This is a genomic window from Exiguobacterium sp. R-17 (genome assembly GCF_049913315.1).
Lineage (GTDB): Bacteria > Bacillota > Bacilli > Exiguobacteriales > Exiguobacteriaceae > Exiguobacterium_A.
This window is the reverse complement of record NZ_CP184372.1, coordinates 944,558-961,258: the sequence shown is the minus strand read 5'-3', so window position 1 is coordinate 961,258 and position 16,701 is coordinate 944,558. Positions and strand designations below refer to the sequence as shown.

General features: G+C 46.8%; 17 protein-coding genes and 1 riboswitch. Of the genes, 8 read left to right on the top strand and 9 right to left on the bottom strand.

Annotated features, from left to right (window positions below; genetic code table 11):
• Window positions 1-32 precede the first annotated feature (32 nt).
• The 3 genes from ACN9MT_RS04965 to ACN9MT_RS04955 all read left to right on the top strand — a co-directional run bounded on the left by ACN9MT_RS04965 (window position 33) and on the right by ACN9MT_RS04955 (window position 2,831).
• Window positions 33-968 carry a manganese-dependent inorganic pyrophosphatase gene (locus tag ACN9MT_RS04965; protein WP_035409025.1) on the top strand — a complete coding sequence of 312 codons (936 nt, stop codon included), beginning with the start codon at window positions 33-35 and terminating at the stop codon, window positions 966-968.
• A gap of 84 nt (window positions 969-1,052) precedes the next feature.
• Window positions 1,053-1,817: a 2,4-dienoyl-CoA reductase gene (fadH, locus tag ACN9MT_RS04960; protein WP_426272886.1), complete on the top strand. Its 765-nt coding sequence runs from the start codon at window positions 1,053-1,055 to the stop codon at window positions 1,815-1,817.
• A 300-nt stretch (window positions 1,818-2,117) separates the two neighbouring features.
• On the top strand, window positions 2,118-2,831 hold the full coding sequence (locus tag ACN9MT_RS04955) for a ZIP family metal transporter (protein ID WP_035409029.1): 714 nt from the start codon (window positions 2,118-2,120) through the stop codon (window positions 2,829-2,831).
• A 63-nt stretch (window positions 2,832-2,894) separates the two neighbouring features.
• Here the strand turns inward: ACN9MT_RS04955 and ACN9MT_RS04950 are convergent, their stop codons facing one another.
• The 7 genes from ACN9MT_RS04950 to ACN9MT_RS04920 form a co-directional block, all read right to left on the bottom strand.
• Complete coding sequence (locus ACN9MT_RS04950) at window positions 2,895-3,533, bottom strand: HD domain-containing protein (protein WP_426272885.1); 639 nt, start codon at window positions 3,531-3,533, stop codon at window positions 2,895-2,897.
• Entirely contained in the window at window positions 3,515-4,051 is a 537-nt protein-coding gene (locus tag ACN9MT_RS04945; protein WP_035409031.1) for a GNAT family N-acetyltransferase, read from the bottom strand. The genes ACN9MT_RS04950 and ACN9MT_RS04945 overlap by 19 nt, the downstream gene beginning before the upstream one ends.
• A gap of 67 nt (window positions 4,052-4,118) precedes the next feature.
• Window positions 4,119-4,841 (bottom strand): amino acid ABC transporter ATP-binding protein, encoded by a 723-nt coding sequence (locus ACN9MT_RS04940; protein ID WP_035409728.1) that lies wholly within the window; start codon window positions 4,839-4,841, stop codon window positions 4,119-4,121.
• Window positions 4,842-4,854: 13 nt separating this feature from the next.
• Window positions 4,855-5,514, bottom strand: a complete 660-nt coding sequence (locus ACN9MT_RS04935) for an amino acid ABC transporter permease (protein WP_035409731.1) — start codon at window positions 5,512-5,514, stop codon at window positions 4,855-4,857.
• A gap of 57 nt (window positions 5,515-5,571) precedes the next feature.
• A complete protein-coding gene (locus tag ACN9MT_RS04930; protein ID WP_035409033.1) occupies window positions 5,572-6,345 on the bottom strand; it encodes a transporter substrate-binding domain-containing protein in 774 nt (257 codons plus the stop codon).
• A gap of 287 nt (window positions 6,346-6,632) precedes the next feature.
• Window positions 6,633-7,058, bottom strand: a complete 426-nt coding sequence (locus tag ACN9MT_RS04925) for a BrxA/BrxB family bacilliredoxin (protein ID WP_023467616.1) — start codon at window positions 7,056-7,058, stop codon at window positions 6,633-6,635.
• 30 nt (window positions 7,059-7,088) lie between these two features.
• Window positions 7,089-8,273, bottom strand: coding sequence for a class I SAM-dependent methyltransferase (locus tag ACN9MT_RS04920; RefSeq protein ID WP_426272884.1), 1,185 nt, complete (start codon window positions 8,271-8,273; stop codon window positions 7,089-7,091).
• A 110-nt stretch (window positions 8,274-8,383) separates the two neighbouring features.
• Here ACN9MT_RS04920 and ACN9MT_RS04915 point away from each other — a divergent pair, with 110 nt between their 5' ends.
• Together ACN9MT_RS04915 and ACN9MT_RS04910 are read left to right on the top strand one after the other, a co-directional pair.
• Window positions 8,384-9,157, top strand: coding sequence for a sporulation protein (locus tag ACN9MT_RS04915; RefSeq protein ID WP_035409037.1), 774 nt, complete (start codon window positions 8,384-8,386; stop codon window positions 9,155-9,157).
• Between the two features lie 201 nt (window positions 9,158-9,358).
• A complete protein-coding gene (locus ACN9MT_RS04910; RefSeq protein WP_426272883.1) occupies window positions 9,359-11,275 on the top strand; it encodes a glycoside hydrolase family 3 N-terminal domain-containing protein in 1,917 nt (638 codons plus the stop codon).
• Window positions 11,276-11,305: 30 nt separating this feature from the next.
• Here ACN9MT_RS04910 and ACN9MT_RS04905 read toward each other — a convergent pair whose 3' ends face one another.
• Together ACN9MT_RS04905 and tenA are read right to left on the bottom strand one after the other, a co-directional pair.
• Window positions 11,306-11,602 carry a hypothetical protein gene (locus ACN9MT_RS04905; protein ID WP_426272882.1) on the bottom strand — a complete coding sequence of 99 codons (297 nt, stop codon included), beginning with the start codon at window positions 11,600-11,602 and terminating at the stop codon, window positions 11,306-11,308.
• Between the two features lie 51 nt (window positions 11,603-11,653).
• Window positions 11,654-12,349 carry a thiaminase II gene (tenA, locus tag ACN9MT_RS04900; protein WP_426272881.1) on the bottom strand — a complete coding sequence of 232 codons (696 nt, stop codon included), beginning with the start codon at window positions 12,347-12,349 and terminating at the stop codon, window positions 11,654-11,656.
• Between the two features lie 72 nt (window positions 12,350-12,421).
• Window positions 12,422-12,528: riboswitch (TPP riboswitch) on the bottom strand.
• A gap of 193 nt (window positions 12,529-12,721) precedes the next feature.
• Between tenA and ACN9MT_RS04895 the strand changes: the two genes are divergently transcribed.
• The 3 genes from ACN9MT_RS04895 (at window position 12,722) to ACN9MT_RS04885 (ending at window position 16,696) form a co-directional block, all read left to right on the top strand.
• Window positions 12,722-13,603 carry a DUF1002 domain-containing protein gene (locus tag ACN9MT_RS04895; protein WP_426272880.1) on the top strand — a complete coding sequence of 294 codons (882 nt, stop codon included), beginning with the start codon at window positions 12,722-12,724 and terminating at the stop codon, window positions 13,601-13,603.
• A gap of 275 nt (window positions 13,604-13,878) precedes the next feature.
• Window positions 13,879-15,735, top strand: coding sequence for a ribosomal protection-like ABC-F family protein (gene abc-f, locus ACN9MT_RS04890; protein ID WP_426272879.1), 1,857 nt, complete (start codon window positions 13,879-13,881; stop codon window positions 15,733-15,735).
• Between the two features lie 67 nt (window positions 15,736-15,802).
• Complete coding sequence (locus ACN9MT_RS04885) at window positions 15,803-16,696, top strand: diacylglycerol/lipid kinase family protein (protein ID WP_426272878.1); 894 nt, start codon at window positions 15,803-15,805, stop codon at window positions 16,694-16,696.
• Window positions 16,697-16,701: the final 5 nt, after the last annotated feature.

The following is a 16,701-nucleotide window of genomic DNA, read 5'->3' as shown; positions in this document are numbered from 1 at the left end:
CGAGACAACAATCATTGAGGAGTGAACACGTCATGGAAAAAGTTTTAGTATTTGGTCATAAAAATCCTGATACCGATACGATCACATCGGCAATCGCTTATGCAGAATTAAAGAAAGCGCTCGGTGTCAATGCCGAAGCAATCCGTCTTGGTGAGATGAATGATGAAACGTTATTCGCGCTCGATACGTTCAAAGTTTCAGCACCACGTCTAGTGACAGAGGTCGCGACAGAAGCGTCACACGTCATCTTAGTCGACCACAACGAACGTCAGCAAAGTGCGAACGATATCGACGCTGTTACCGTAACAGAAGTCATCGACCATCACCGAATCGCAAACTTCGAGACATCGGATCCTGTCTATTACCGGGCAGAACCAGTCGGTTGTACAGCAACGATCCTGAACAAGCTCTACAAAGAGCATGGTGTTGCAATCAAACCAGAAATCGCTGGTCTGATGCTATCAGCGATCATTTCTGACTCGCTTCTGTTCAAATCACCGACTTGCACAGAGCAAGATATCATCGCAGCTCGTGAACTCGCAGAAATCGCCGGTGTCGATGCGAACGTCTACGGTCTTGAGATGCTCAAAGCTGGAGCTGATCTCTCGAAGAAAACCGTTCCTGAATTGATCTCGCTTGACGCAAAAGAATTCACGATGGGAACACTCAAAGTCGAAATCGCTCAAGTCAACACGGTCGATACAGCTGAAGTTTTGCTTCGCCAAGAAGAACTCGAAACAGCGATCAACGAAGTCATCCTTGCAAAAGGTCTTGATTTGTTCGTCTTTATCGTCACGGATATCTTGACGAACAACTCAGTCGGACTCGTCCTCGGGAAAGAAGCGAATCTCGTCGAACGTGCTTATGGTCTTGAAGCGACGAACAACCTCGTCTACCTCGAAGGTGTCGTTTCACGTAAGAAACAAGTCGTTCCTGTTTTAACAGATACAGCTCTTGCAACACAATAAGTAAAAAAAGAAGGAGTTCGCTCCTTCTTTTTTGAATAAAGAATATGAATGGTCGTTCATTCATTACATAAAGGAGGAATCAATATGACACAAACAATCATGGTGACGGGTGGAACAAACGGTATGGGAAAAGCGATGGCAATCGCTTTAAAGGAAGCTGGCTGGAATGTCGTCGTCACAGGACGTGACGCAGAACGCTTGCGACTGATGGATGAAGCATTGGGTCAGATTCAAGGCGAACATCTGACGATTCAGATGGATGTCCGTGACGCGGACGCTTGTCTTGATGCTGTCAAGCAAGCACGCGAACGGTTCGGTCGTCTCGAGGCATTAATCAACAATGCTGCCGGGAACTTCATCTGTCCGACCGACGAATTATCACCGAATGGATGGAAGACGGTCATCGATATCGTCCTCAACGGAACATTTAACTGCTGTCACGCTCTTGTCAAAGGTTGGCAGGAAGATCAAGTCGCTGGCGGTCAAATCGTCAATATCGTCGCTTCTTATGCATGGCAGGCAGGTGCCAGTGTCGCTCCGAGTGCTGCTGCAAAAGCCGGCGTGCTGAACTTGACGCGGACGCTTGCCGTCGAATGGGGCTATAAATATCAAGCCCGTGTCAACGCGATCAGTCCGGGGCCGATCGAACGGACGGGTGGTGCCGATAAACTTGCTTTATCACCAGAACACGCGGAACGAATTCGCCGCAACGTTCCACTCGGTCGATTCGGAACACCGGAAGAGATCGCGACGCTCGCAACCTGGATGGTATCAGATCAAGCCCGCTACTTGAACGGAGAATGCATCGCTCTTGACGGTGGTCATTGGTTAAATAAACAACCATTCTGATGATTGAGATTTAATTACTTAAGAAGTCGTTCTCCACAAAGATAAAAATGACGCGTTTCACGCCACTCCTACAGGAAAAAGCGCATTTTTGCGCTGTCAGAGACGAACAAGATCTGCTTTCCTGCTTGAATGAAGCAGGAAAACTAGCTTGTGTCTCGCCTGAGGAAAGAGCGTGAAAAGACGCGGCATTCTTTTTTTTGGAGTCAGCCCCTTACATTCGTCTCGAACTATTTTTCTTTCTTTTCGCTATGTTTATGAATTATCTAGAACAGGTAGAAAGTACAAGAAGGAGGCGGTCATATGTGGGGTGCGTTCGGTTGGGGTGCGTTAGCAGGTGGCGCCGTTGTCATTGGCGCCTTGTTTGGACTGTACTTACCCTTAAAACAACGACTGATCGGTTACATCATGTCGTTTGGAACAGGAATCTTGATTGGAGCAGCGACATTTGAGTTGCTCGATGAGGCATTAAAGAAATCAACAACGTTCGTCGTCGCGATTTCCTTTATCGTCGGGGCACTTGTCTTTACGGGCTTTGACTTGTTTGTCTCGTCACGCGGCGCGAGTAAACGGAAACGCTCGTCTGGTGGGAATGAAGGCACGGGGACGGCGATTTTCTTTGGGACGATTCTTGATGCCATCCCGGAATCAATCATGATCGGTGCCAGTCTGTTATCTGGAAATGTCAGCGCGGCACTCGTCGCGGCAATTTTCGTCAGTAACATCCCGGAAGGTTTATCGAGTACGACAGGGTTACGAAAAGATGGCTTTTCGAAGAAAAAAGTCTTGCTGATGTGGGGAGTCGTCTGGTTGATCTCCGCCCTCGCCTCACTCGCCGGCTATACGGTTCTCGCAGAACTACCGGACATGCAGTTCGCCATGATCGGTGGCTTCGCAAGTGGTGGGATCATCGCGATGCTCGCTTCGACGATGATGCCGGAAGCTCACGAGGAAGGCGGCGCGATCGTTGGTCTGTTCGCAGCACTTGGGTTAATTACTGCCATCATCCTTAGTTAAATACAACATAAGGCGCGTTGTCTGGAAAACGAACCGGACAACACGCCTTATGTGTTAAACAATTTAAAACTCACCTGTTCCTCCCGTAACCCCCTCCCATTCCTCCTTAAAACGATCCACGAACTCTTCCATGTAGCGATGCCGTTCCTCCGCTAAATGATGGGCCGTCTTCGTATTCATTAAATCTTTTAGTCGGAATAACTTTTCTTCAAAATGATTCAGGGCACTTGTCTCGCCTGTTCGATCACCCGGCTTTCGTGGTGTTAGTCCTGGCACATGCATTGGCTCCCCGAACCGACCAGCGAACTGAAACGTTCGCGCAATCCCGATTGCGCCGATCGCATCGAGACGGTCGGCGTCTTGGACGACTTGTCCTTCGATCGTTCGCATTGGTGGACGTGTGCCATCTTTATAGGACAAGCTCGTAATAATGTTTAAAATCTGTTCCTGTTCCTCCTCTGTCACCTTTCCTTGCAAAAAGGTGGCGACCGTCTCTGCCGTTCCCCCGAGTTTGCTATCTGCTACGTCATGAAGTAAGGCTGCTAATTCGATGATCCGGGTATTCCCGCCTTCCTGTTTTGCAATATGTAACGCTAAACGGCGAACTCGTTCAATGTGAGCATAATCATGACCTGAAAAGTCCGTCGCATGAAACGACCGGACGAAGATTTCCGTTTCTTGAATCATTGTCGACCCCTCCATTCCGGTTCAAGTAATCCATACAGTAACATGTCATGCCGCTCTCCGTCTCGTCGTAAAAAAGCACGGTATCTTCCTTCCTGCACGAACCCAAGTCGCTCGTATAATTTAATTGCACGCAAATTATAATCAAAGACCGTCAATTGAATCCGGTACAGATTCAGCTCCAAGAAGGCGTATTCGAGGATCGTCTGTAGCGCATCCGTCGCATACCCTTGCCCTTCACAATCCGGATCGATGCCGATCATCAACCACGCCGTTCCGTGTGTCGGTAAAATATCTTCTAATGCGACCACCCCAATCATCCGTTCATCTTCAAAGTTCCGAATCGCAAATCGAAACGTCTCCGGTGCATCCGTCGCCATCATCTTTTCAATCTTATCCATGGATAAATGACGATATGGCGTTGCACTAAAATGACGGGCGAATGTCGCATCGTCAAGCAATCGTTGCATCACTTCGGTATCTTCCGGTTGAAAACGTGTCAGACGAGTATGATGACCTTCCAGTAGTTTTTTCATTCTTATCCCCCTCTCTATATTAAAAATCGAAAAACGCTAACCCCTTTTCAGAGTTAGCGTACGGTGATCATAAAACTTTTTCGAGGAATTTTTTTGCCCGGTCCGTCTTCGGATTGTCGAAGAGTTCGACTGGTGAACCTTCTTCCATTAAAATTCCTTCATCGAGGAACAAGACACGATCGGCGACTTCTTTTGCGAAGCCCATCTCGTGCGTCACGATGACCATCGTCATTCCACTCTCAGCAAGCTGCTTCATGACGTCTAGCACTTCGTTGACCATCTCTGGGTCAAGGGCTGATGTCGGTTCATCGAACAGCATGACGTTCGGTTCCATCGCAAGTGCGCGGGCGATCGCGACCCGTTGTTTTTGTCCACCTGACAACTGATTCGGGTAATTATCGCGTTTTTCCGCTAAACCGACACGTTCCAGTAACGTCTCCGCTCGTTTAATCGCCTCGTCCTTTGAAATTCCGAGGACGTTGATCGGTGCGTACGTCAGATTATCAAGGACAGACTTATGCGGGAACAAGTTGAACTGTTGGAAAACCATGCCGATGTTCTGACGTGCTTTCGAGATGTTCGCCTTTGGTTTTGTCAGTTCAAAACCATCGACGATGATCGTCCCACTCGTTGGTTGTTCAAGTAAATTGATACACCGTAGAAATGTTGATTTACCAGATCCCGACGGTCCGATGACAGCGACGACTTCACCGCGTGTAACCGTCGTCGAGATACCTTTTAATACTTCTAATTTTCCGAACTGCTTATGCAAATCGGTGACTTGGATCATAGGTTCCATCTGATTACCCACTCTTTCTCATAGCTTTTTCGACTTGTTGGCCTATCAAGCTCAATCCCATGACAAGAACAAAATATACGAATCCAGCAAACAATAACGGTTCGAAATAGATTGCCTTTTCTCCTCCGACGATTTGCGCCCGGCGCATGACATCAAGTACGCCGACCGTCGAGACAAGCGCCGACTCCTTCGTCAACGTGATCAATTCGTTCATGATCGCTGGGAGGATATTTTTAAAGGCTTGCGGCAAAATGATCGAACGCAGTTGTTTGAAATACGAAATACCGAGCGCGTCTGCTGCTTCCCATTGTCCACGATCAACAGCCTGAATCCCTGCCCGAATGATTTCCGAAATATACGCTCCGGAGTTCAAAGAGAAGGCGATGATTGCTGATTGGTATCCTGTCGTGACATATCCAGTTAGTTGCGGTAATCCGAAGTGAACGATTGCCAGTTGCAAAATCAGTGGTGTACCCCGGAAAATCGCTGTGTAGGCATGACCGATAAAACGGAGGATTCGACTTTTTGTGATTTTTAGTGCCGCGACGACGATTCCGATCAGCATCCCGGCAATGGCTGCTACGATGACGACTTGGAAGAGGACCGGAATGCCCTCGAGAATATATGGAATTGAATCTTGAATCTTTGTAAAGTCTATCATAATCAATCTCCTAACGTCGCACAAAAGGGATGAGGTTACCCCCACCCCCATGCACTTGACTTATTTTGCTTCTTTTTGGAACCATTCTTCTGCTAATTTATCGATTTCACCACTGTCGATCATTTTCTTCAGCTCTTTGTTGAAATCGTCACGCATCTTATCCCCTTTTTTGAAGGCGATTGCTGAACCAGCTGGACCATCTTCTTTAATCTGGTACGTTTTCAGGGAGGCATCTTGATCCATGTATTTGACGGCGACTGCATCCTCGATAATGAGGGCATCGATCCGACCTGTATTCAATTCTTGAATGATTTCTGGAATTTTGTTCAATGGAACCGTTTCGCTGTCCTTAAAGCGGTCTTTCGCGAGTCCCTCTTGAATCGAACCAAGCTGGACACCAATTTTTTTACCTTTGAGTTCATCTTCTGAACTGATCGCTTTATCCTTCGTCATGACTAAGTTTTTCGATTCGAAGTAAATGTCCGTGAAGTCAGCATTTTTCTTCCGTTCTTCCGTTGGTGTCATGCCCGCCATGACGAAATCCACACGACCTGAGCTAAGCGCACCAAGTAGACTACCGAATTCCATATCTTCGATTTTTAATTTATATCCAAGATTTTTCGTAACTTCTTTGGCGATCGCAACGTCGAAGCCGACGATGTCTTCTCCTTTTTTCGTATCGATGTATTCAAATGGGAAGTAATCCGCTGATGTTCCCATCGTCAATACTTTATCATCCTTACTTGATCCACCTGTTGATTCTTCTGACGCGCCACATGCTGCCATTGTGACCGCCAGAATGCCTGCCATTGCCGTTGCTAATAATTTTTTCATTCGAGTTTTCCCCTTCCAACGCTCAATTGTCAGAACTTTAACAATAGTATGACTTATGTGTATGTCCAATTCAATACCGAAAAGCCTGACCTGTTCTATTGCTTTTAGGATATACGAATATTTATTCACTGTAAAGCATAAATATATAAATTTTTTTGACTTTCTATTCATAAATCATGCATAAATGACTGTTTATACAATTTTGCAAACGTTTTCAAATTTAAAATTTATTATTTTAGTCTTATGAATACACAAAAAAAGACTCCTTTTTCAGGAGTCTTCTTCGTTTAGGCGTAGATTTCAATTAATGATTCAAGTTTCTCGACGACTTCTTCCGCCGTGAACGATTCGATGTCGAAGCGCTCGACCATCGAGAGGATGTTTCCATCTTGCATTAACGCAAATGATGGAGATGAAGGTGGATAACCTTCGAAATATTCACGCGCACGGTCTGTCGCTTCGCGATCTTGTCCAGCGAATACCGTGACGAAATGATCGGGCTTGATGCCCTCTTTCCGATTGACGTACGCTGCTGCAGGACGGGCGATCCCGCCAGCACATCCACAAACAGAATTGACAAGGACAAGTGTCAGACCTTCCCGTTTCATTGCTTCATCCACGCTCTCTGGCGTCGTTAATTCTTCAAATCCAGCAGCTTGCGCTTCTTTGCGGGCTGTTTGGACGACATCTTCAAAATACATTTGGAAATCCATCGTATTGCCTCCTTTGATTCGTTCTCCTTCTTATTGTACGAGTTTCGGTGAAATCTGTCCAAGTCTGCCGCTTAATTCATTTTCTAAAAATGGTCGTGCCTGCAACAGATCACGGAATGCGATGTACCGGTCGATTTTTTCTTCCGTTGGTCGCTTGTTTTGTTTGTACGCACGGATCAAGATGTTCTTCGGTGTGTGCTCAAGATCGATGAATTCAAGCAATTGCGCTTCATATCCTACAAGCGTCAATAACTCGGCACGAATCGAGTCCGTCGCAAGTGATGCGAATTTTTCTTTGATCAGTCCGTGCTGGAGCATGACATCAAGCGGAGTGCAGTCCAATTGACGGTTCAGCTCCTTTTGACAACACGGTACACTTAGGATGACTGATGCATTCCAGTCGACAGCTCGTGCGAGTGCGACGTCCGTCGCGACATCACAAGCGTGAAGCGTCACCATCAGGTCGACTTCCGTCTCCCCTGTATAATCATGAACGTCCCCGACGCGGAATGTCAGATCGGTATAATCCAGATCACGTGCAATTTGCGTACATTCTTCGATAACTTCTTTCTTTAAATCAAGACCTGTCACTTCAAGGTCGAATCCTTTGACGACTTTTAAATAATGGTAGAGAGCGAACGTCAAATACGATTTCCCGCAACCAAAGTCTAAAATCCGCAGTTTTTTTCCTGTTGGTAAGGCGGCGATGCTATCCTCGACGAATTCAAGGAAACGATTGATTTGCTTGAACTTATCGTACTTCTGTTTTTTGACTTGCCCCGCTTCCGTCATCACACCTAGACGAATCAGAAACGGAACCGGTACACCGTCTTCTAATAGATAGGTTTTTTTTCGGTCATGCGACAAGAGTGCTTTCATCGGTTCCTTTTGGGATGTCTTGATCGCGACTTTCATCTTTTTCGAGAGCTGGAACTGCCATTCTTCTTCTTCGAAACGGAAGAGGAATTGCCGGAATTCCGTGAACCAGTCATCGAGTCGACCGATGAAATCCTCCACTAAAATATTTTCATGCTTCATGACGCGTTCAAATTGAAACTCAACCTGCATCATCACCGTATCTCTTAATAGAATCGGTTTTACCTTGATTCGTCGGAGATCATTGGATTTTTGACGCGGATTGCTCATCGTTGCATGGATCAGTACTCCTTGCGTGATTTTCGAAGCAAGGTTCGCTTTTAATTCATGTAGTTCCACTAGTCGTCCCGTCCTTTTCTAATGTTCTTTCGAAACTGTAGCAAATTCGTACCTGTTCGACAAGTTTACACGCTTCATCATTCTTACGTAATCAAAAGGAGGAATGCATCATGTTCAAAAAAATTCTCTCACAAATCGGAATCGGTGCTGCAACGGTCGACACACGGTTGACGGATGATCGCTGTGAACCAGGCGGTCAAATCCACGGTGTCGTCCATATCAAAGGTGGAAACGTCGATCAAGAAATTGACCGGATTTATCTTGAATTCAACACGCAGTACAAACAAGAAGTCAATGATAGTACGACGTTTACGACCTTTACGCTCGACCGGTTTGCCTTAAATGAAGCGAAGTTCACGATCGAAGCGGGTGTCGAGCGGGAAATTCCATTCACATTACGTGTGCCACTAAATACGCCACTCTCCGTCAGCCAATCGAAATCATGGATCGAGACCGGACTTGACATCGCACAATCCGTTGATCCGTCGGACCGTGACGCTGTCATCGTCGAAGCAAACCGTTACCAAACGACGGTCTTAGATGCCATGGAGTCACTTGGCTTCCGGTTAAAGAAAGCCGATACAGAAAAATTACCTGGACGATTCCGTAAAGATTTACCGATTGCTCAGGAACTTGAATACTCAGCACGCAATACACACTACGCTCATAAACTGGATGAGATCGAAATCATCATGCTCCAAGACAGCTCAGGGATTGATTTAATCGTCCAAGTCGATCGTCGTGCGCATAGTCTCGGATCATTGTTCAGTGAAATGGCTGGAGCGGATGAGTCGATGATCAAACTACGCCTATCCAATAGTGAACTGCAGGATCAGTCATTTGTCGAACGCCAGCTGACAAACATCGTGGAGCGCTATAGCTGATCGATCGAATGACTAAAAAGTGATTCCTCTTTAAGGGGAGTCTTTTTTTTGTTCAAATCGGAATGCACAAAAACATTATTAAAACTTATTTGCTAATGTAATCGTTTTCAAATAAAATATTGTTTTAAAACAAGCACCTTGCTATACTGTCCGTATTGAAAAGAATTCCAGTCGTGGTTTGACTAGAGGAGGATGTACATCATGAAAAGGATCGGGCAATTCACGTTAACAGCAGGACTCGCAGCAGTACTCGTTTCAAGTAGTTTGCCTGTCATGGCAGAGGCAGGATCTTCAGCAGATCGGATCAGTCAAAAAATCGACACGATGACGCTCGAACAAAAAATTGGACAGATGATCATGCCGGACTTCCGGCAGTGGAATGGCAGTAACCATACGTCGCTTGCTCCGGAAGTCGCGAACATCATCGACCGCTATGATTTAGGTGGCGTCATTTTGTTTGCTGAGAACGTCAGTGAAACCGAACAGACGACAAAACTCGTTCATGATCTGCAAGAAGTCGTCAAACAAGATGACAGCAACGATATTCCGCTCTTTGTCACGATCGACCAAGAAGGTGGCATCGTCACTCGGCTCGGAACAGGAACGAACTTACCCGGCAATATGGCGTTAGGTGCGACCCGTAGTAGCGCGTATGCCAATGATGCCGGTCATATCATCGGTTCCGAACTGCATGCGCTTGGCATCAATGTCAACTTCGGTCCGGTTCTTGACGTCAACAGTAACCCTGGAAATCCCGTCATCGGTGTTCGCTCGTTCTCAAGTGACCCGGAGCTCGTCGGAACGCTCGGTTCCGCTTTGATGAAGGGTATTCAAACTGAAGGCGTCGCAGCGACCGCGAAACACTTCCCGGGTCACGGCGATACCGCGACCGATTCCCATTATGGCTTGCCGGTTGTCGACCGGTCCCTGGAGGAGCTGGAACAAGTCGAGCTCGTCCCGTTCAAGCGAGCCATCGCCGAAGACATCGATATGATCATGACAGGACACATCGGAATGCCGCAAATCGAGTCTGAAGTCGTCACGTCAAAAAACGGCACTTTCCCTTTACCTGCGACATTGTCGGATGACGTCATCACGGGCGTACTGCGCGAAAAACTCGGCTACGATGGCATCGTCATCACGGATGCTTTGAATATGCAGGCGATCGCCGACAATTTTACGGAATCAGAAGCCGTTCTGAAAACATTTGACGCCGGTGTCGACATCGCGCTCATGCCGACGATTCTTCGTTCCGAGCAGGATGTCACAAAACTCGACCAGATTTTTAAGGACGTGATTGCAGCAGTCAAAGACGGACGTCTGTCAGAGGAACGGATCGATCAATCGGTCGAGCGGATCCTGACGCTGAAGGCAGAACGCGGAATATGGAATGGCACGACGGATACGACATCCTTAGCAGATAAACTCGCGCAAGCGAACCAAATCGTCGGTAGTCCCGAACATAAAGCAAAAGAACGCGCGATGACGGAAGCCGCGGTCACACTCGTGAAAAATGATCAGCGGACGTTACCCTTCAAGCCGAAAAAGAATGCAAACGTTCTTGTGATCGCCCCTGCGACGGATCAAACGGACAGCATGAAAAAGACGATTGCTTCCCTGCCTAAGAACCGGAACTGGCACGTAACGACAGCGAATTACTCGGCTACTACGCTACCGCTCGACCAAAACCCGACACTACGGGCACAACTCGATGCAGCAGATTACATCATCGTCGGTTCAAACGTCAATACGAGTGCCAAACTACTGCCTACTGCACCAGAGCAAGCGATTCCGGCTTCAATCTTCCGGTATGCGAAACAAACAGATATACCATCCGTCTTGCTTAGCCTCCGCAATCCATACGATGTCGCCGTTCAACCGGACGCACCGGCACACGTCCTCGTCTATGGTTTTAAAGGGGATCCGAACGGACCGGACTCCGAAGCAGGCAATCTGAAATCAGCGGGACCGAACCTCCCTGCCGGTATCCGAGCGATTTTCGGAACGTTTAAGCCCCAAGGCACTCTACCTGTTGATGTACCAGTCTTTCAGAACGGTATCTTTACCGATCAACTGCATCTCGAATTTGGTGACGGCTTTAAAAATTGGAAAAAATGAGAACATGATACACAAAAGACCGAGACTCCTTTAAAGGATGCCTCGGTCTTTTAACGATTGATACGGATAATCCGCTTCTTCTTTCGCACGATGGTAGACGCGGTATAACCAATAGGTCAGTAATGCATAGACGACAATGACAAGAACAGCAGAAATGTAGCTCCCCATGCTATATGCTACCTTGAAGTTTCGAGTCGTAGCGGATATACCGGACAACACGATTAACGTTGGAATGATATATCCAATAAATCTTACTTTGACTTTACCCAGCATTCGTTGCACGGCATACGCGGCGCTGATCGCGAGTATGATCACGATGATTTCCATTTCTACCCCTACTTCCGCTAAATGTTATACCTAATTCTACCATTCAACTCTTTAGGAAGATACCGTCCGTGCTGGAATCGTCTCGTAAATCGACGTAAACGTTTCTTCCGTCCATCCCATATGCCAAAACAGCAACTCATAATAACAGCTCGTCACGAAATGCCGTTTCATCCGCTCTCGTTCAGTCGGGCTTGCTTGTTCCGCCAACGTATCAAGCCGTGCAATCTGTTCAAAGACGACCTTTTCGAACCATTCCGAACTATATGTGTCGATCCATTGCTGATAGATTTTTTCATCCGGTGTACACGTCAATAATTGTTGTCCAACTTCATAATACAACCAGTAACATGGCAAGATGGCAGCAATCGTCTCACCAAGCGTCCCTTCACTCGCATGATGCATGTGTGAGACGTAAGCATATGCCGTTGGTGCCGGTTCAAATGCTTCAAGGTCTGCTTCTGTGATACCGAGCGGCTCGAAAAATGATTGATGCAAGCTCAGTTCTGCCCCATATGTCGAAGTCGCGTGCTCGGCAAGTGTCGCGATCGTCGCAAAGTCATCTGCTTTTGACGCTGCCTTCGCTTGAATCTTCGCAAAGTGTTTTAAGTAATACGCATCCTGCATGACATAATGTCGAAATTTCGAGAGCGGTAACGTTCCCTCGCCGATTCCTTGAACGAATGGGTGCGTAAAACTACTGTCCCAATACGCTTGTGCTGCTTGTTTGATTTCTTGTGTGAATGTCATGATCTCATCCTCCTCGTTTTTATGAAACGAAAAAACACCACCCCGAAACACACGGGCATGGCGCAAGAAGAACAAGACTTGACGCCACTTCCCTCCGTAAGTACGAACTTAATCAGGTTCAAAGGGTCCGAACGTCTTCGTTCGTCTCAGTCGGTCAACCGACTCCCCTAGTGGTCATTATTCGATTCAAATCCACTATAGTATGCTGAAAATGGAAGTCAAGTTGTCCTCTTTTCGCTATACTATGGAGTGTCAGAAGGCGGATATCGTCTCCATCTACAGACCGATTCCGAACTTCTTTCGTTCTCGTACACTAATTTTAGTACCTGATACTATAATTCATTCTGTTACTTACAATTGGAGGATTTCATTATGCATACACCAACAAAAATCATGGCGTCAGCCGTTATCGCTTCTGCTTTATTACTTCCGACAGCCGCATCCGCCGAGCAAGTCGTTGATAAAACGATCGTCACTCTCGGGGAGTCACTCGGCGCAAAAGATAAGGCTTGGGTACTTTCACGTCTCAATGCACCAGAAGGTATCACACCGATCATCGCAACCTCTGCAGACGAAGAAAAATACCTCGGGAAAAACATTCCCCAGTCACAAAAGGGCGGCAACATGTATTCATCCGCTAAGATCGAATTGACGGAAAAAGGGGACGGACTTTCCGTTGCGACGGAAAACATCACGTGGGTGACGAAGGATATGTACTTGAACGCTCTCGTCACGGCAGGTGTCAAAGATGCCGACATCACGATCACTTCTCCTTATAAAGTGACTGGAACATCGGCACTGACAGGAATCATGAAAGCCTATGATCAAACTTCGGCTGAGACCGGAATCAAGCTGAGTGACGAACGGAAAGATTTAGCACAGCAAGAATTATCGGTCACATCAGACGTCGGGAAGACAGTCGGGACAGATAAAGTCGCTGATTTGATGAATGAGATCAAGGCCGAAATCGCGAATCAAAAACCGGAAACAAAAGTTGAGATCGAAAACCTGATCGTCCAAGTCATTCAAAACAACAACATCCAACTGTCTGACGCACAGATGGATCGGTTGACGAATCTATTCAATCAAATGGAGCAAGCGAACATCAACTGGGGGCAAATCGAGAGTGGACTGAAAAATGCTGGTCAAGACATCCATTCGTTTGCAACGTCCGAGGAGACAAAAGGATTCTTCGCTAAATTATTTGATGGTCTGAGTGACTTCTTCAGCTCGATTGCTGGTGTGTTCAAATAATTCAGACTTCCGCAATTAACAAGATAATGGTAAACTGATTGTATCTGAAACGAAAGGTGGTGTGAAATGATGGACTTTGCCGCGTGCAAACATTGGTTAATGGAACAATTGTATCGGTTGCGCGCGATTTTTCATGGAATGGCGTTCTAAGGCACCCGTCTGCCCTTTTTAGAACTTCATGATTGAAAAATACAGCAAAGCGCATCTTTCACACACTAGGGAGAGTGCTATTTGCGCTCTCCTTTTTTTAATGCGCGCGAAAGGATCAACTCATTATGATGATTTGCGACATTCAACATCTGACAAAACAATTCGGAGGCGAAACGATCTTAACGGACGTTTCCCTCTTCTTAAACGAACACGATCGTGTCGGTCTGATTGGACGAAACGGAAGTGGTAAAACGACATTACTCCGCTTACTTGCTCGCCTTGACCAACCGGACGGTGGCGTCATCTATCAAAAGAACGGTTTGACGATTGGCTACTTGGAACAACTTCCCACTTATGCCGAGACAATGACCGGACTCGACGTCCTTTGGACGGCGTTTGAAGAGATCCTCGCAATCCGTTCTCGGATGCAACAGTTGGAGCTTTTGATGGCGACAGCGCCAGATGATCTGGATGCACTACTCGTTCGATATGCGGAAGCGATAAATGCATTCGAACAAAAAGATGGCTATCTACTCGACTCGAAGATCGAGCGCATGGTGAACGGATTACATTTACGTCCGTTACTCACTCGCCCTTTCCATCAGTTGAGCGGCGGTGAGCAAACGAAGATTTGCCTCGGTCGCATGTTGCTGATGGAACCACACCTCCTGATCCTTGATGAGCCGACGAACCATCTTGATTTAGCTGCCGTTGAATGGTTAGAACAATTCTTACGGGACTACACTGGAACTATCCTGCTCGTCTCTCACGACCGGGTCTTCTTAGACGCCGTCGTCACCTCGATCGTCGAGCTCGAAGATGGTGAACTGACCTCCTACCTAGGGAACTACAGTGCGTTCGTCGTCGAACGAGAACGTCGCTTGATGGAACAGTTCCACGCCTATCAGGAGCAACAGAAAAAAATCAAGAAGATGAAGGAAGCGATTCGTCGACTACGGCAGTGGGCAAACGAAGCATCTCCACCGAGTGAGAAATTATTCCGTAAAGCAAAATCGATGGAGCGGGCACTCGAGCGAATCGAACGGATCAAACGACCGCAACTCGAAGCCAAAACCGCTGATGTCTCTTTTTCTTCTACCGATCATACGAGTCAAGTCGTCTTTCGCGCTGAAGAGCTCTCTTTCGCTTACGATTCCCGTCGCATTTTCGATGTTGTCTCGTTCGAAATCATGGCTCAAGATCGGGTTGCAATCGTCGGAACGAATGGGAGCGGGAAATCGACGTTGCTCGCACTGTTGCTTGATGAATTGTCACCAGACGCAGGCACGCTCACGCGTGGACCATCGAACCGGATCGGTTACTTGTCCCAACATGCTCATTTCGAGGAGGATGCTCGCTTAATCGACTGGTTTAGAGACCGCATTGCCGTTCCAGAAGCGGAAGCCCGCCATATTCTTGCCCGGTTCCTGTTTTTCGGACCGACTGTCTTTCGGTCTATTTTGTCACTAAGCGGAGGAGAACGTGTTCGATTGCAGCTTGCCGTACTCGTTCATTCGTCGATCAACGTTTTGATTCTCGATGAGCCGACGAATCATCTAGATATTGAATCAAGAGAGACGCTTGAAGAAGCACTCGAGAATTTTTCTGGTACATTGATCGCCGTCTCACACGACCGCTATTTCTTGAATCGTCTTTTTCCAAAAATCATTTGGCTTGACCATCAAATTACTTCGTATACTGGAAACTATGCTTATGCAGTGGAGAAACGACAAGCCAGTCATGGCACACCACCTCAGATAAATCATGAGAAGAAATCGAAAATTTCAAAGCGTTCGAAAGCACCTGCGAAAGAACAGTCCATTGAACAGCAAATAGAAGAGTTGGAACTTCAAGTCGTACATCTTGATGCCGTTCTTTCTCATGTATCCGCGGAAGAAGAATGGATGACGGTCGAGATGGAAAAAGAAGCATTGTTACGAAAAATTGAAGGTTTGTATGAACGTTTAATTTTAGAAACTTGAACTAAAATGATTAGTCCTTCTTTGACTCGGGAAAATAGGAACAGATACGTCAAAGGAGGAATTCATCTTGTCTCAAGCTATGTTGATCATCAACCCGTCTTCTGGTAAAGAACTCGGAAAAAAACACGCGACGCTCGCTGAAGAGACGCTTGCTACTCGCTTTCAAACCGTCGACGTTCGATTCACGGAAAAAGAACACGATGCAACGGAATTCGCACGTCATGCCGCCCAGTCTAATTACGACGCCGTCATCGCCATGGGTGGTGATGGAACGGTCAATGAAGTCATTACTGGAATTGCCGAGCAACCACATCGTCCAACACTTGGGATCGTACCGCTTGGAACGGTCAATGATTTATCACGCGCGTTACACATCCCGACGGACCCCGAAGAGGCGATTCAGATATTAGCTGATGCCCCTGCCCGCCCGCTTGATATCGGTAAATATGATGATCATTACTTCATGAACGTCATTGCGGTTGGTCTGATTGCGGAAGCCGTCGAAGAAGTGAGCATCGAACAGAAAACGTCACTTGGATCGGTCGCTTATTTCATTGAAGGTTTGAAAGCCTTTAAGGATCATAGTCCTTATCCAATCAAAATCAACTCTGCCGAAAAACAATTTGATGGAGAAGCCCACTTGTTAATCATCGCCTTGACGAATTCCGTTGGTGGATTCGAATCGTTTGCGGAAGAAGCAAAAGTCGACGATGGATTACTGCATGGATTCATCATTACGAAGCTCGGATTCTTTGATGCGCTTCAAGCATTACCTAAACTCATCACGGGTGGGTTATCAAAGGCGGATCAAATCGAACACTTCACGACGACACGTGTCGAGATTCGTTCGAAAGAAGAGTTACCAATCAATGCCGATGGTGATACGGCAGGTCATGTTCCTGTGACTGTCGAGGTACTCCCTCAACATCTTACTGTATATTCACCATTCTCTGCTGGCTAACGTTA

What these genes read in the sequence shown, in the direction of transcription:
- ACN9MT_RS04965 (WP_035409025.1), top strand. Translation starts at nt 33, where the DNA reads ATGGAAAAAGTTTTAGTATTTGGTCATAAAAATCCTGATACCGATACG.
- fadH (WP_426272886.1), top strand. Translation starts at nt 1,053, where the DNA reads ATGACACAAACAATCATGGTGACGGGTGGAACAAACGGTATGGGAAAA.
- ACN9MT_RS04955 (WP_035409029.1), top strand. Translation starts at nt 2,118, where the DNA reads ATGTGGGGTGCGTTCGGTTGGGGTGCGTTAGCAGGTGGCGCCGTTGTC.
- ACN9MT_RS04950 (WP_426272885.1), bottom strand. Translation starts at nt 3,533, where the DNA reads ATGGAGGGGTCGACAATGATTCAAGAAACGGAAATCTTCGTCCGGTCG.
- ACN9MT_RS04945 (WP_035409031.1), bottom strand. Translation starts at nt 4,051, where the DNA reads ATGAAAAAACTACTGGAAGGTCATCATACTCGTCTGACACGTTTTCAA.
- ACN9MT_RS04940 (WP_035409728.1), bottom strand. Translation starts at nt 4,841, where the DNA reads ATGATCCAAGTCACCGATTTGCATAAGCAGTTCGGAAAATTAGAAGTA.
- ACN9MT_RS04930 (WP_035409033.1), bottom strand. Translation starts at nt 6,345, where the DNA reads ATGAAAAAATTATTAGCAACGGCAATGGCAGGCATTCTGGCGGTCACA.
- ACN9MT_RS04925 (WP_023467616.1), bottom strand. Translation starts at nt 7,058, where the DNA reads ATGGATTTCCAAATGTATTTTGAAGATGTCGTCCAAACAGCCCGCAAA.
- ACN9MT_RS04915 (WP_035409037.1), top strand. Translation starts at nt 8,384, where the DNA reads ATGTTCAAAAAAATTCTCTCACAAATCGGAATCGGTGCTGCAACGGTC.
- ACN9MT_RS04910 (WP_426272883.1), top strand. Translation starts at nt 9,359, where the DNA reads ATGAAAAGGATCGGGCAATTCACGTTAACAGCAGGACTCGCAGCAGTA.
- ACN9MT_RS04905 (WP_426272882.1), bottom strand. Translation starts at nt 11,602, where the DNA reads ATGGAAATCATCGTGATCATACTCGCGATCAGCGCCGCGTATGCCGTG.
- tenA (WP_426272881.1), bottom strand. Translation starts at nt 12,349, where the DNA reads ATGACATTCACACAAGAAATCAAACAAGCAGCACAAGCGTATTGGGAC.
- ACN9MT_RS04895 (WP_426272880.1), top strand. Translation starts at nt 12,722, where the DNA reads ATGCATACACCAACAAAAATCATGGCGTCAGCCGTTATCGCTTCTGCT.
- abc-f (WP_426272879.1), top strand. Translation starts at nt 13,879, where the DNA reads ATGATGATTTGCGACATTCAACATCTGACAAAACAATTCGGAGGCGAA.